General features: G+C 37.2%; 13 protein-coding genes and 1 tRNA gene. 3 read left to right on the top strand and 11 right to left on the bottom strand.

Annotated elements, in window-relative coordinates; translation table 11 throughout:
* Positions 1-6: 6 nt before the first annotated feature.
* The 8 genes from RM706_RS03035 to RM706_RS03000 all read right to left on the bottom strand — a co-directional run bounded on the left by RM706_RS03035 (position 7) and on the right by RM706_RS03000 (position 7,380).
* Positions 7-906, bottom strand: a complete 900-nt coding sequence (locus tag RM706_RS03035) for a glycoside hydrolase family 16 protein (RefSeq protein WP_311349546.1) — start codon at positions 904-906, stop codon at positions 7-9.
* Positions 907-1,038: 132 nt separating this feature from the next.
* Positions 1,039-1,752, bottom strand: a complete 714-nt coding sequence (locus RM706_RS03030) for a DUF4097 family beta strand repeat-containing protein (RefSeq protein WP_311349545.1) — start codon at positions 1,750-1,752, stop codon at positions 1,039-1,041.
* A gap of 25 nt (positions 1,753-1,777) precedes the next feature.
* Positions 1,778-2,530, bottom strand: coding sequence for a DUF4097 family beta strand repeat-containing protein (locus RM706_RS03025; protein ID WP_311349544.1), 753 nt, complete (start codon positions 2,528-2,530; stop codon positions 1,778-1,780).
* Between the two features lie 19 nt (positions 2,531-2,549).
* Positions 2,550-3,347: a HEAT repeat domain-containing protein gene (locus RM706_RS03020; RefSeq protein WP_311349543.1), complete on the bottom strand. Its 798-nt coding sequence runs from the start codon at positions 3,345-3,347 to the stop codon at positions 2,550-2,552.
* 2 nt (positions 3,348-3,349) lie between these two features.
* The gene (locus tag RM706_RS03015) at positions 3,350-3,880 is read right to left on the bottom strand and encodes an RNA polymerase sigma factor (RefSeq protein WP_311349542.1); all 531 of its coding nucleotides are present in this window, start codon (positions 3,878-3,880) and stop codon (positions 3,350-3,352) included.
* A gap of 266 nt (positions 3,881-4,146) precedes the next feature.
* Positions 4,147-6,360, bottom strand: coding sequence for a ferrous iron transport protein B (gene feoB, locus RM706_RS03010; protein WP_311349541.1), 2,214 nt, complete (start codon positions 6,358-6,360; stop codon positions 4,147-4,149).
* Positions 6,357-6,596 (bottom strand): FeoA family protein, encoded by a 240-nt coding sequence (locus RM706_RS03005; protein WP_311349540.1) that lies wholly within the window; start codon positions 6,594-6,596, stop codon positions 6,357-6,359. Before RM706_RS03005 ends, feoB begins: the two co-directional genes overlap by 4 nt.
* Positions 6,597-6,705: 109 nt before the next feature.
* On the bottom strand, positions 6,706-7,380 hold the full coding sequence (locus RM706_RS03000) for an SCO family protein (RefSeq protein WP_311349539.1): 675 nt from the start codon (positions 7,378-7,380) through the stop codon (positions 6,706-6,708).
* Positions 7,381-7,533: 153 nt separating this feature from the next.
* Here RM706_RS03000 and rseP point away from each other — a divergent pair, with 153 nt between their 5' ends.
* Complete coding sequence (gene rseP / locus RM706_RS02995; protein WP_311349538.1) at positions 7,534-8,889, top strand: RIP metalloprotease RseP; 1,356 nt, start codon at positions 7,534-7,536, stop codon at positions 8,887-8,889.
* Positions 8,890-8,958: 69 nt separating this feature from the next.
* Positions 8,959-9,032: transfer RNA gene (locus RM706_RS02990), tRNA-Asn, on the top strand.
* A 246-nt stretch (positions 9,033-9,278) separates the two neighbouring features.
* Here the strand turns inward: RM706_RS02990 and RM706_RS02985 are convergent.
* Genes RM706_RS02985 through RM706_RS02975 form a run of 3 tightly spaced genes read right to left on the bottom strand, consistent with a single transcriptional unit; the run spans position 9,279 to position 13,761 of the window.
* Positions 9,279-10,946 carry a sodium:solute symporter gene (locus RM706_RS02985; protein ID WP_311349537.1) on the bottom strand — a complete coding sequence of 556 codons (1,668 nt, stop codon included), beginning with the start codon at positions 10,944-10,946 and terminating at the stop codon, positions 9,279-9,281.
* Between the two features lie 3 nt (positions 10,947-10,949).
* Entirely contained in the window at positions 10,950-12,275 is a 1,326-nt protein-coding gene (gene xylA / locus RM706_RS02980; protein ID WP_311349536.1) for a xylose isomerase, read from the bottom strand.
* A gap of 4 nt (positions 12,276-12,279) precedes the next feature.
* Positions 12,280-13,761 carry a xylulokinase gene (locus RM706_RS02975; RefSeq protein ID WP_311349535.1) on the bottom strand — a complete coding sequence of 494 codons (1,482 nt, stop codon included), beginning with the start codon at positions 13,759-13,761 and terminating at the stop codon, positions 12,280-12,282.
* Positions 13,762-14,113: 352 nt separating this feature from the next.
* On the opposite strand from RM706_RS02975, the gene RM706_RS02970 reads away from it, so the two are divergent.
* Complete coding sequence (locus tag RM706_RS02970; protein ID WP_311349534.1) at positions 14,114-14,749, top strand: hypothetical protein; 636 nt, start codon at positions 14,114-14,116, stop codon at positions 14,747-14,749.
* Positions 14,750-14,834 lie beyond the last annotated feature (85 nt).

Genomic DNA, 14,834 nt, shown 5'->3' with positions numbered 1-14,834 from the left:
GATTCGTTATCTTTTATAAACGCGAACCCAATCAACCTGCATTTGTGAAGTATCAACATAGCTAGAAGATGAAGTTCCTGGAAAAAAGAACCCACCTACTGCAGTGTTCAGTACGATTTGTTGTTTTTGATTGAATAAAGACGTAATAAAGTTCAATCCATTGGCATTATACTTATGTAAACTTTCATCATCAAAGATGATTTCTAGACTATTCGAAGTCCATATAAGTTCGTAGGTGTGAAAATCGGCGGTAATATCAACTTCTAATTCATGTTCAACAACGGTATTATCATTATTGGTCAGCGGGATATTAGGTTCCGTTCCATAAAAGATATTGGAAGAAAACTCCATGGGCAAATTTCCACGAGCCTCGATAATATCAATTTCTCCTTTAGTGGGCCAAGGGTCTCCATAAGACCAAAAGGCCGGCCACATACCATTACCAGGAGGGAATTTAATGCTGGCCATGAACCGGTATTCTGTTTCACCATCTCCACCTGAAGGCCCATAGGTTGCCTTCGTCTCTATTCTGCCGGAAACATATTCGAATTCTTTATCAGTACTATCAAAAGGGTTATTGGCACCAATTATTGTTTCTCGCTGAACATTAATGCTTAAAATCCCATTCTCTAATACCAATTGTTCTGGGCGATAATATTGAATTTCATTATTAAAAGCACCGCTTTCCCATATATTCCATGCAGAAAGGTTGCTTTCAAACTCCTCTTCCCAAACCAAGTTCCATGGCCTGTTAGGGTCTATGGGTTCTGGATCATTTGATTCAGGTTCTTCAACTACGATATCAGTTGGTGGGTCATCATTTGAACTAGAGCACCCTGTAAAGAAGCAGAATAAAATTAAGGCAAATAAAAATGGAACGAACCTTAAGTACAAATGTATTTTCAATTAAAAAGTCTTTATAGTTGAATAACCCAAAGGAACAAGTTACGTTTTTTTGACAGAATGATAAGATTTTGCGGAGAACATAAAAAAAAGCGCCTTCGCAGCGCCTTTTTTATACGTAAACTAACAATTTCACTATTGCCTCAAATACATATTTCCATTTATAGTTTTTAGACTAAGGCGATTTTTGAAATTACTGCCGCCACTTTCTACTTTTTGGCCAACATTTCTGTCATGGGCGACAATGTTTAGATTTTCATCTGCATAAATATCACCATGTATGGTTTCGGCAACAAACTTGGTGTTGGATACTTTTAAATCAATTTCACCATTTATTGTACTTAGGTCAAGGTTACCTGCGTAGTCTTTAATATCAATGTTTCCGTTGATTAAATCGGCAGTAAAATCACCTTCAATACGTTCCGCTTTCATACTACCATTAATACTACTAATTTTAAAATCAGCACTTTTAGGAACATATAAGATGTAGTTGAATTTACATAGGTCTCCAGAATTGTACCAATATCGAAGGTTATTTTTATCATTTTTTCTACCATAATTTTGCATGGCTTTAAATACTTGTTCTGCTTTTTCTTTTATGGTAATAGTGTTATCTGATTCTTGAAAATCAATATCATATTTTTCGATAAATTGGTCATCCTCAATGAGGATAGTTGCTTTAAAATATACGGTTTGTTTGTCCCAGGTCTTTACTTCTATATTTCTGGCAAATTTTACGTCAAGGTCAATATGCTGATTGTTGTAATCAAAGTTTTTTTCAATGATTTTCTGTCCTAATGCTGCTGTGCAAATAAAGCTGAATAGTAGGATTAACTTTAAATTTTTCATGACTGTTTGTTCTTTGATTGTTAGATTATTTTTTTCTTAGATAAATAGTTCCATTGGTAGATTTCAACTTGATATTGACACCACCACCATTTATGGCACCTTTTATATTTTTTCCTGAAACAGATTCTAAACCATCTTTATCTGGTCTTTTTAAATCAAAATTGGTGTAAATATCACCATTCCATGAACTTAGTTCTAAGTCCGCTGGAGTGCTTCCAGGAAGTTTAACATCAATTTCACCGTTAGTGGTTCGAATTACAATTGGGGCATCTTGGCTGATTTTATCGAATGATACCTCAATACCTTCATTTAAAGAGTACGCGGTGACCGGACCAGATAGGTTGGTCATTTTTAATCCTCCATTTAGGTTAGCGTTTGCTTCAACCTCGCCTGAAAAACCTTCAATGTAAATGTCTCCGTTCCAAGAATTGGTTACTGCAACGTTCTGGGTCTTTGGGAGAAAAATTTCTGCTTTTTCCGACCTTCTTAAACTTTTGACAATTAAATTGTTTCCGTCTGGTACTACGTTAAAACCAACATCGGTATTGTCAGTACCGCCCGCACCTACAAGTTTCAGGCCTTTAGCTTTTTCAGGTTTTGATTTTTTCGACGAAACTTTGATTAATAGTTCATTTTTGTCATGAGTCTTTAAAATAATTCCCGATTTTGACTCAATTTTAACCCATTCTACACCACTTAATGACTTGGTGTAGTCCGATTGCGCGTTTGCACTAAAAATAAATGCACAGATAAATAAAATACTTGTTACTGATTTCATGATTTTCGCTTTTTGATGTTTATATGATTTCTGATAATACTTGGTTTATCTCATCCTTCACAAAAGGTTGAGTGTCTTCTTGTTCCAATAGTTTTTTCATTGGTTCAACAGCCTTCTTTTCTTGAGTCTTGACCAAGTTTTGAATGATGGCAATTTGTACACTGGGATCTTTTTCTGTTCCCAAAGCAGTTATAAAAGCTGTTTTTACGGATTGAGAATTGGTAAATCTTGATAAAACCTCTACGGCAGTCAACCTAACATTGGTGTTTTTATCATACAGCATTCTGTTCGTTAATGCATTGACAATGGCCTCATCTGGGTTTTCAAAATCTTGTATGTATTGAACTCCTTTAATGCGTTTGCTCGCCGATTGGTTTTCCATAAGCGAAATCATTGTAGTTTGCTTTAGGCGTAGACTTTCATTTTCAATTGACGCAATGGTGACATTAGATTTTTCGGATTGAAAATAACGGCCTGATGTAAAGGCGGCGATCAATAAGGCAATGCTTGCAGCAACTTTCATCAAACCAGAGAACCAATTCTTGGTATTTGTGGTTTTCGCCGCATCAATTGAAACCACTTTAACCATATTGTTCTTTTCTTCTTCTAAAAGCTGTAAAAAGTTCTTTTCTAATTTTTTAGATGGTTTAACAGGTTGTTCATTATCAAAAGCATTTAAAAGCAATTCATATTCCTTCAGTTCATTTGAAAGGGCTTTGTTATTCTGAAGGTGCTCTCGTATAATTTTCTTCTGATTTTCGTCTAGCTTTCCATCCAAATAATCTGGTATGGAAGCGATGATTTGTTCTTTCTTCATAATCAGTTATTTTGTAGGTATATTGTTTTTAGCTTTTTTAAGGCCCGACTCACTTTCGTTTTTACTGCCCCAGGTGTAGAACCCAAGATTTCGGCCAGTTCTTTATATTTGATTTCATGAAACCGGTGCAATACGATAGCTTCTCGATCTGATGCTTCAAGTTGGTTCAATGCCCGTTGCAAATGAGAGTAATCTTCTTGCAGCTCCCTTTGTTCGGCGGTAAGCTGGTGTGAAACGGTCTCGATATCATCATGCAACTCTTTATTTCTTGTAAAATGCGTTTTCATACTATTTCTTGCTATGGTGAACAACCAAGAGATAAATTTTCCATTTTTATAAGAAGATCGGTATTTGATCACTTTATAAAAGACATCTTGGGTCAAATCTTCACTCAACATTTTGTCTCCGCACATTTTGTATAAAAAATTAAATATGTGTACATGGTGACGATTAAAAAGCACCTTGAGTACATCTAAATTCCCTAAGGCTACCTCGGCCATTAATTTTTCGTCAGTTTCGTCGTTTGGCAACATGCTTTTTGTTGGTGTTCGTAACTATATAGTCAGAAAAGTACAAAAGGTTACAAGGGAGTTTTAAATTTTTAAAAGAAAATCTAAAAATCTACTAAAAAAGGTAAAATAGTACTGGGCTATGAGCAACCGCAATCTGACTGTCCGCAATTTTTTGAAGATTTATGGCTCTTGGCCTTTAATCGCTTTGGAAGAAAAAACTTTTTAATCAAATAGCCAGCCGCTACAACCAAGAAGATATAAACCAGAATTTGTTGAACTATTTCCATTTATTTTAACATTTGAAAGGCTGTCAATGCAACAAGATACGCAAAAGCACTCATAAAAACGAGTTGAAATAAGGGCCATTTCCAAGAATTGGTCTCTCGCTTAACAATGGCTAAGGTGCTCATACATTGCATCGCAAAGGCGTAGAACAACATTAAAGAGATGCCAGAAGCCAAATTGAACAAAGGCTTGTTTTCAGATTCATCCAATTCGGCGGCCATTCTATTTTTTATGGTTTCTTCTTCATCGTTGCCCACACTATAAATGGTGGCCAGAGTGCCCACAAAAACTTCCCTAGCGGCAAAAGAAGTCAATACGGCAATACCAATTTTCCAATCATAGCCCAAAGGTTTTACGGCCGGTTCAATTACTTTTCCTAAATAACCAATATAGGAATGCTCCAATTTATAGCTTGCGATCTCTTGGGCTTTAGCACGTTTTGTGAGAAGTTCTTTTATGGTATCCAAAGAATCTTTTGTGATAGTTATTACGGTTTCATCTGGTGACTTTACCAAAGCAATCGTACTATTTTTAATGTAATTTTTACTGTAATTGTTTAAGCCTTCATCTTCAATTCTTTTGATAACGATTTCTTCAGCGTTCTTAAATTCATTTGAAAATCCATACGAGCCTAAAAACCAAAGTACTATAGAAATTGCTAAGATGATTTTACCAGCACCGAAAACGAAGCTTTTTGTTTTTTCGACTACGGTGTAAAATACATTTTTAAATAAGGGCAGACGATAGGTGGGCATTTCTATCATGAACAACGACCTGCTCTGAATCTTCAAGTATTTGTTCAGTAACATTGCCGAAAAAATGGCCATACCAAAACCTAATAGGTAAAGCAACAATAAAGTCAGTGCTTGATACCCAAACCCCAGAAAACTACCTTTAGGAATTACGAGTGCAATTAAAATAAGATAGATCGGCAGTCTTGCAGAACAGGTGGTAAAAGGTACCACGAGGATGGTTATTAGTCTTTCCTTCCAATTTTCAATAGTACGTGTTGCCATTACTGCTGGTATGGCGCATGCAGTACCAGAAATAAGTGGTACTACACTCTTGCCGCTAAGACCAAAAGGCCGCATAAGCTTGTCCATCAAAAAGACTACGCGACTCATATAGCCAGATTCTTCTAAAAGTGAAATGAAAAGAAATAAAAAGGCGATTTGAGGAATGAAAACTGCGATTCCGCCAATACCGGCCAAAATACCCTCGGCCAATAAATTAGTAAATACCCCTGAAGGTAGGGTGTTTTTAATCCAATCACTGGCGATTGAAAATTGTTCGTCAATAAAATCTGAAGGGTAAGAACTCCATTCAAAAATAGCTTGAAAAATAAGCAATAGAATGGCTAAAAATATGAAGTATCCAAAAACTTTATGGGTAAGTATTTTGTCCAATGTAGCCCTAAAGCCTTTTGCAGATTGAATATCGACTTTATAGGTTTGTTTTAGAACCCCATTAATGAATTGATAGCGAAGCACCGTTTCTTTGTGCTGTAACCTTTTAAGCTCTTCTTTTGATTTGGTTGAAAATGAAGTAGCATCCTGTATGCGTTTTTTTTCAATTGGCATAAAGTTTACATCTTGTGTAATCACCAACCAAAGCTTATAGAGGTCTTCATTAGGGAAAGCGCTCTTAAGGCGTTCAAAATATTCTGGGGCTATACGCGACGTATTTACATTGGGCTTCTTTGAAAGGAGTTTATATTCGGATATTAACTCTTTGATCCGATCAATACCTTCGTTCTTTCTAGTACTTACCAAAGCAATTCTTGTATCCAGCTTTTTCTCAAGCTCTTCAATATCAACAGAAATGCCTTTTCGAGACATTCTATCAGCCATATTGATGACCAAAATCGTAGGAATTTGTAGGTCTTTTATTTGAGTAAAGAGCAGTAGGTTTCGCTTTAAATTTTCAATATCACTGATAACCACCGCAAGAGCTGGGTAATCTTTATCCTTTTTATTCAGCAATAATTCGACGACCACACTTTCATCTAATGATGTGGTGTTAAGACTGTATGTGCCGGGAAGATCGAGAATATGTGCCTTGACCCCCCGAGGTAATTTACAAATACCCTCTTTTTTTTCGACTGTAATACCAGGATAATTACCAACTTTTTGATTGAGACCCGTAAGCTGGTTAAAAACTGAGGTTTTGCCAGTATTTGGATTTCCTATAAGTGCGACATTAATGCTCTTGCTCATAAAAGGGAATCTTCAACAATATCGAGTTTGATTTGCGCCGCCATCGATTTACGAATAGCAATGTGCGACCCGTTTACGTTAATATAGATAGGATCGCTAAGCGGAGCTATTTGCACAAGTTCTACCAGATTGCCAGGTAGGCAGCCAAGCTCTAAAAGTTTGATGGGTAGTGGAGATTCGGTAAATTCTCTTATGATGCCCTTTTGACCAAGTTTAAGTTCAGCTACCGTCGCCACCTATTTTATTTAGATTGATTATAAGTAAGCAAAAGTAGGGTAAAAAACGCTAATCTTTGGGAAAGATTGAAAAATTAAATGTCAAGAGCGGCTACAGCACTAAAGAATTTTAATTATTATAAGAACGCTTTAAAATCTGTAGATCTTCCAGAAGTTTTTCAATTTCTTCGGTATTCGTACCATCATAAAACCCACGGATGCGCCTTTCTTTATCTATTAACATGAAGTTTTCTGTATGTATCATATCAAAAGGCCCGCCATCACCGTCATTTTTAACCGCTAAATAAGATTTTCGAGCGAGTTCGTATATCTGTTTTTTATCACCAGTGACCAAATTCCACTTAGTATCAATTACGCCTTTTTCTAAAGCATATTTTTTAAGTTGGGCTACAGAATCTATTTTTGGAGTGACCGAATGTGAGAGTAACCGAATATCTTTATCCTCTAAGATACTGCCTTGTATTTCTGCCATGTTCTTGGTCATTATGGGGCAGATGCTTGGGCAGGTAGTAAAGAAAAAGTCGGCAATATAAATACTGTTTTCATAGTCTTTTTCAGTAATGGTATCGCCATTTTGATTGATTAGTTCAAAGTTTGCAATAGTGTGGTATTTTTTCGTGTCATGTAGGGTACTGTCCACCAGTTCTGGATTTACCATCGAGGGTTGATAAACTGGTAATCGCTCTTTAGGTTTTAAAGCATTGTACATAAAGTAGATAATAATAATAGAGAGCAGCCCCAATACCAAACCAAAAAACTTAAACTGTTTTAAAAAATCGCCCATAGCATACAAAAATACGCTTGAACGGTTACTTGCTAAAGAAAACACCCTTATTTCGTGCTAAATCTTTCTTAAAAGCTTTGGGTAAAAAACGCCATAGTTTTTATAAGCTGTTGTAAAAACCTACTTTTGTGCGCTTATAGGTAAAGCATTTTTATGAGCCCCATAGTTATACAGATTATACAATTCTTCTTGAGTTTATCCCTTTTGATTGTTTTGCATGAGTTAGGGCACTTTATTCCGGCAAAAATTTTTAAGACCCGTGTTGAAAAATTCTACTTGTTTTTTGATATTAAATATTCATTGTTCAAAAAGAAAATAGGGGAGACCGTTTACGGTATTGGGTGGTTGCCTTTAGGGGGTTATGTTAAGATTTCTGGAATGATCGATGAGAGTATGGATACCGAGGCCATGAAAGAAGAACCAAAACCATGGGAATTTCGGAGCAAACCGGCTTGGCAGCGTTTGATTATTATGTTAGGTGGCGTTACTGTGAATTTCATTCTTGCGGTTATTATTTATATAGGGATGTCTTATAAATACGGCGAAGAATACATTCCTATGGACAGTTTAAAAGACGGGGTTTGGGTGACCGAACAGAATATTGGCGATAAGGCCGGTATACAAACTGGAGATAAGATAATAGCTGTAGATGGTAAAAAGTTAAAATCTTTTAGCAGCGTTTTTATTGAATTGATTAATGGAAATACGGTTACATTGGAGCGTAATGGTCAACGTATTGAAAAAGAGATGCCCGTAGATTTTATAGAGACACTTTTAGAAGATGAAGAAAAAGTTAGGTTTCTAAGTCCGAGAAGACCTTTTATCGTAAGCGAGATTTCAGAAGGGTCGCATAATACAGATGCTGCTTTTCAAGCAAATGATGAGGTTTTGGAAATTAACGGTCTGCCTTCTGTGTATATGGATCAGGTCAACCCCATTTTAGAAGCAAATCGCAATAAAGAAATAACCTTGACCGTAAGAAGGGAAAACGGAACTATAGAAGATTTTACCGCCAAAGTAAATGCGGATGGAAAATTAGGGGTCGGTCTTGGTGCCCTTACCATGGACGCATTTGCGGAAAGGGGCTATCTAGAAATAGCAACACAAGAATATAGCTTTTTCGAAGCCATTCCAGCAGGGATCAATAAAGGTGTTGAAACTCTGGGAAGCTATGTAAAGCAGTTAAAAAAGATTTTTAACCCATCTACCGGGGCTTATAAAGGTGTTGGAGGCTTTGCAGCCATTGGTAAAATGTTTCCTGATACATGGAATTGGGCAGCTTTCTGGTCGACCACAGCATTAATTTCTATAATACTGGCATTTATGAACATTCTTCCGATACCGGCCTTAGACGGCGGTCATGTCATGTTCTTGCTGTATGAAATGGTTTCTGGTAGAAAACCTAGTGACAAGTTTTTAGAGTATGCGCAGATGGTGGGGTTCTTTTTGCTGATAGCTTTATTGCTGTTTGCGAACGGAAATGATATTTATAAAGCGGTTTTTAAGTAAAATGATTGATTTTTTCTTTGTTCCGTTTTAAAGAAAAAATTATATTTGCAGCCGCTTAAGGCGAAATATTCCTCCTTAGCTCAGTTGGTTAGAGCATCTGACTGTTAATCAGAGGGTCCTTGGTTCGAGCCCAAGAGGAGGAGCAAAAACAAAAAGAGCTACACGAAAGTGTGGCTCTTTTTGTTTTTATATCTTTTGGGCGAGAAGCCTGTCCTGAGTGAGGCACGAGACGAAGGGAGCCCAAGAGGAGGAGCTTTAAAAAGACCTTGCCAGTAACGGTGAGGTTTTTTTGTGGGCAAGAGGCCTGTTCTGAACGAGAAACAAAATGAGAGCCGCCCGGGGCGAATAGAGATTCATAAAATAAGTCCTTCAAGAAATAAAAAGGCTTTTTAACCGGTAAAGTACATTAGTATTCCTATCACGATAATAACAAGTAAAATGGATAGGGTGATATCAATGGTGTCAAAACTCTTCTTTGCCAATTGTTTATCATCTTCTCCAAGCGTTCCAAAGGATAATCCTTTGATTGTTTTATAGTCTGGACTTGCTGTAATCAAGGAAACTCCAATACAAAGAACAAGAGAAAAAAGGAACATAAAAATAGCCATATGAGCGAAGTTTATGGTGGCAAAGGTGTATGCAAACCCTGAGGTCAATTGTTCTCCGGTTTGTCTAAAATGTTCAATGTAAGGTTGATAGTATATTTCGGAACCTAATCGGGCAACGAGTAATACCAATCCGCTCATTAAGGTGGTTATGGCGGCCGTCGAATTTACCCTTTTCCAAACAATGCCCAACAAAAAAACAGTTGTGACAGGAGGAGCTATATAGGATTGTACATTCTGAAGATACTGATACATAACACCACCACCTATTTTCTCCATTATTGGAATCCATAAAATACCGAGAATTACAATTACCGCGGTGGCTATCTTGCCGATTTGCAGTAATTGTTTTTCTTCTTTATGTGGCTTTATTTTCTTATAAATATCAATAGTGAAAATGGTAGAGCACGAATTGAAGACTGAAGCCAATGAACTCATTAACGCAGCGATAAGTCCGCCTGCCACCAATCCTTTTAGTCCAACCGGTAATAAGGTTTTAACCAGCATCGGAAATGCACGGTCCGCTTTTTCGACACTGAATAATTCTGGGTTTTGAATGGTCAAAGCGAAAGCAATAATACCTGGAATTAAAAATATAAAGATGGGTAATAACTTAAGGTAAGCTCCAAAAATTGCTCCTCGACGCCCAATTTTAATATTGTTGGCAGCCAAGGTGCGTTGTACAATGTATTGATCAGTACACCAATACCAAATGCCTACAATGGTTCCGCCAATCAGTAAGCCTGTCCATGGAAAATCGGGGTCACTCATAGGGCGCCACATATTGAAGTGGTCTGGACTTACAGCTTCTACAGTTTCGGTCATTGCGGTCCACCCTCCAATTTCCTGAAGTCCTAAAAAAGTGATGATTATAGATCCAAAAATTAGAATGATCGTTTGTAGGGTTTCCGTGTAAATAACCGCCTTCATTCCACCAACAATGGTATAAATTCCGGTGAAAATCACAATACCGATTGCACCACCCCAAAAAGAAACTCCTAATAACTCAGAAACGACAATTCCTCCAGCATATATGGTCACCGAAACTTTGGTGATGACATAGCCAACCAATGAAAAAATAGATAGAAACCATCGAGACCGACTATCAAAACGTTTTTCGAGAAACTCCGGCATGGTAAAGGCACCACTTCGGATATAAAAGGGTAGAAATAGCCACCCTAAAAGCAGCACAATCCATGCATGCAGTTCGTAATGGGCCATAGGGGTACCCGATTCAAATCCTGTGCCAGCCAATCCTACTACATGCTCCGAGCCTATGTTAGAAGCAAAAATAGAGGCGCCTATAACAAACCAACCGACATTTCTTCCAGCTAAAAAGTAGTCTTCAGTGTCTTTGTTTTTTTGAAGAATAACCCACACAGCAACGCCAATCAAGGCAAGGAAGTAGATGCCTAAAACAATCCAATCGCCAAATTCCAAGACCGATTCCATGGGCTAGGTGTATTGATTCAAAATACACTCATATAGTTCTTGTTTTCCGCTAATTTGTTCCGGTTCGCCATTTTCTGAAGCGTAGTTGTAAAGGTCTTTAAGGGATAGACTACCATTTTTAAATTCTGCACCCTTACCAGAATTAAAAGAGGCATACCTTTTGGTCAATAACTCTTCATAAGAAGAATTCTGCCTAATAGCATCTGCAGCCAAGAGCGCTTTTGCAAAGGTATCGGCCCCGCCAATGTGTGCAATAAAAATATCTTCTAAATCGGTGCTGTTTCTTCTGGTTTTTGCATCAAAGTTGATACCCCCGCCTTGAAGCCCTCCAGATTTTAAGAAAACCAACATAGCCTCGGTAGTTTCCATTACATTGTTAGGAAATTGGTCCGTATCCCACCCATTTTGATAATCACCGCGGTTGGCATCTATACTTCCCAACATATTGGCATTGGCAGCCACTTGAAGTTCATGCTGAAAAGTGTGCTGGGCCAAGGTAGCATGGTTTACTTCTATGTTCAGTTTAAAATCATTTTCCAAACCATACTCCCTGATTGTATTTATTGAAGTAGCCGCATCGAAATCGTATTGATGCTTGGTGGGTTCCATAGGTTTTGGTTCAATAAAGAAGGTGCCTTTAAAACCTTGACTACAGGCATAGTCTTTTGCCATATTTAAGAACCGACCTATGTTATCTTGTTCTAACTTCATATTGGTATTCAGTAAAGACATATACCCTTCGCGGCCGCCCCAAAAAACGTAGTTCTCTCCATCAAGGGCAATGGTGGCATCTAATGCAATTTTCACTTGCGCCCCAGCTCGTGCTACGACATCAAAATTGGGATTTGACGCAGCACCGTTCATGTATCTGGGGTTTGAAAAACAGTTGGAGGTTCCCCAAAGCAATTTTACACCAGAGGCTTGTTGTTTCTCTTTGAGATAAGCTATTGTCTTTTGAATACGCTTTTCTGATTCGGCAAGAGAATCGGCTTCATCGACTAGGTCGTAATCATGAAAACAGTAGTAATCAAACCCTATCTTGGTAATGAATTCAAATGCGGCATCGGCCTTATCTCTGGCGGCTTCAATAGGGTCTTTAGCAACCGACCAAGGAAATGACTTGGTACCTGGGCCAAAAGGGTCACCCCCATTACCGCAAAGCGTATGCCAGTATGCCATAGCAAATTTAAAATGTGCTCGCATGGTCTTTCCTGCAACTACCTGCTCTGGATTGTAAAATTTAAATGCTAAAGGATTGTCTGATGCAGCCCCCTCAAATTTTATGTCTCCAACTCCTTTAAAAAATTCTTTATCTCCGATAAGTGCCATTATCTTATGCTTTTATGATTAATTCTAGTTCTTTTTTCCAGTTTTCATAGGCTTTTTTATAATCTTCTTTATCCGCTAGGGGTTTGTAGGTCATCACATGATCATTTTCCATAAAAGAAGTGAACTTATCGAAACCTTGAGTTGAAATCACGCATGCTCGCGCCGCTCCAATCGCCCCCGTTGTATTGTAAATTTCAATTTCTTGCCCAATCAATGTCGCAATCGTATTTGAAAAGATTTTCGACCTAAAAAGATTGTCATTTCCAGCTCGAATCACTTTTGTCTCAATACCATCAGACTTCATTAGTTCAATACCATAAACAAATGAAAAGGCGACACCTTCTAAAGCAGCTCTACAAAGATGGGATTTCGTATGACGGTTCAAATCTAAATTTAAGATTCTGGTACCTAAATCTTGATTTAATAACATGCGTTCGGCACCATTGCCAAAGGGAAGAACACAAACCCCGTCTGAACCGACCATAACTTCATTGGCCAAACTGTTCATTTCTTCGTAAGATGAAACGGCTAAATTATTTAATAACCATCGATATTGAATTCCCGCACCGTTTATACAAAGTAACTTACCAATGTTTTTACCTCCACCTTTTTTATAGTTGACATGGGCAAAATTGTTAACCCGAGAACTCTCTTTTACGGATAAGTTATCGGTAATGGCATAAACGACTCCCGAGGTGCCTCCAGTGGCAGCGACCTCACCCAAATTAAATACATTTAAAGAAAGTGCATTATTCGGCTGATCACCCGCACGATAGTATATCGGAATTCCTTCTTCAAGACCGCTTTCAACAGCCCCTTCTTTAGAAACAATACCTTGATTTGAAAAGGTATCAACAATAGTAGGAACTAGTTCCTCGGAGAAATTAAAATACCCTAAAATATCCTTAGAAATAGTATCTTTTTTAAAATTCCAAAAAACGCCTTCTGACAAACCAGATATCGTAGTGGAAACTGAATTTGTTAGCCTGAACGCGATGTAATCTCCAGGTAACATATACTTATATAGCTTTTTAAAATTCTCGGGTTCGTTGTCTTTTACCCACTTCAATTTTGAAGCGGTGAAGTTTGCAGGGGAATTAAGAAGTTCGTTATCGCAAATAGCTTTGCCAATATGCTCATACGCTTTATTCCCTATCTCAACAGCTCTGCTATCGCACCAGATAATAGAATTTCTTAATGAATTGCCTTCTTTATCGATTAAAACCAAACCATGCATTTGATAGGCGATACCGACACCTTTGATTTCTTCTTTGGTAACGTCAAAGCTTTCTTTGATTTTATGGATGCCATTACAGACATGCTTCCACCAATCTTTTGGGTCTTGCTCTGCCCAGCCTTTTTTAAGAGCATATATGACCATCTCTTTTTCTGGTTCTTGTACGACGCCTAAAGATTTTCCGGTATCAATTTCAACAAGTGCAATTTTAATCGAAGAGCTTCCTAGATCTATTCCTAGATAGTACATTTAAACGGGATGAGTGAATACAATCAAATTTATTAAAACCATATTCAAATTTTCGGTTTTCAAATTATTAATTCAACGGTTACTTTTCACTGTGACAAATATTTTTTTCATGGAGAAAACATCTGATATGGTTAGATAGCCAATAACTGAGCCTATGCTTTCTAAAGTGTTTTTAGCATCACTAATTCAATTGGGCTTTTTTTGCTTTTTAGCTTAGAACCATTTTTTAGGTGGTTAAAAGCTTAAAATGTTGTAATTACATCAGTAATTTAAGAATTATGCTAATAATTTATAGGTATTCTCTTCCATCATTTTTTAAGAATAATTACCTTGACAAAAATTATACACTTATATGAAAATTGTATCATATCTACTTATTGTAGTATTCCTTTCTAGTTGTAGCAGTTATTTAACGAGTTCAGAGAATGTTAGTAAAACAAAAACAACATATGATAAAATTCTTGTAATCGGTCGTTCTAAAGATAAGACCGCAAGAATTAAATTCGAGAGCCAAGTGGTTGCTCGATTTAAAGAAAATGGGGTGATGGCAAAGGCTTCTTACGAAGTTGATGGCACTAAGACTTTAAGGAGCACAACCTCAGAAAGTCAAACGGCGGCGATTGTAAAGAAATTGGTTTCTCAAGGTTTTGATGGGGTTGTATTAACGAATTTGATTAATACCGAAGAATATACCGATGTGATACCAGGGAATACGTCCACGACCTATATACCTGCTCGTTATGGAAGATTTGGTCGTCACGTAGGATATTACCCTATTTCGACATGGGAGCCAAATCAATTAAAAACCGGAATGAAATATATTTTCGAAAGCAGTTTTTATAATCTTACAAAAAAGAAAGGGGATAATTTAGAATGGGTGGGTCGTTTTGAACTTAAGGATCCTTCTTCAATTGAAAGAACCACGGATATTTATTCTAAAGAACTCGTGCAAGCCTTATTAAAAAATAATATTCAAACGAATGGATAACTTTTGGGTTGAAAAAGCTCGTCCTTCGGTTTTATCATTTTAAAGAATAGTCATAAAATAAATTAGAATAGGACCTAGTAAACAG

This window comes from Croceitalea rosinachiae, assembly GCF_031846445.1.
GTDB classification, from domain to species: domain Bacteria; phylum Bacteroidota; class Bacteroidia; order Flavobacteriales; family Flavobacteriaceae; genus Croceitalea; species Croceitalea rosinachiae.
Note: the sequence above shows the minus strand (reverse complement) of the source record. Positions and strands in the feature narration are given on the sequence as shown.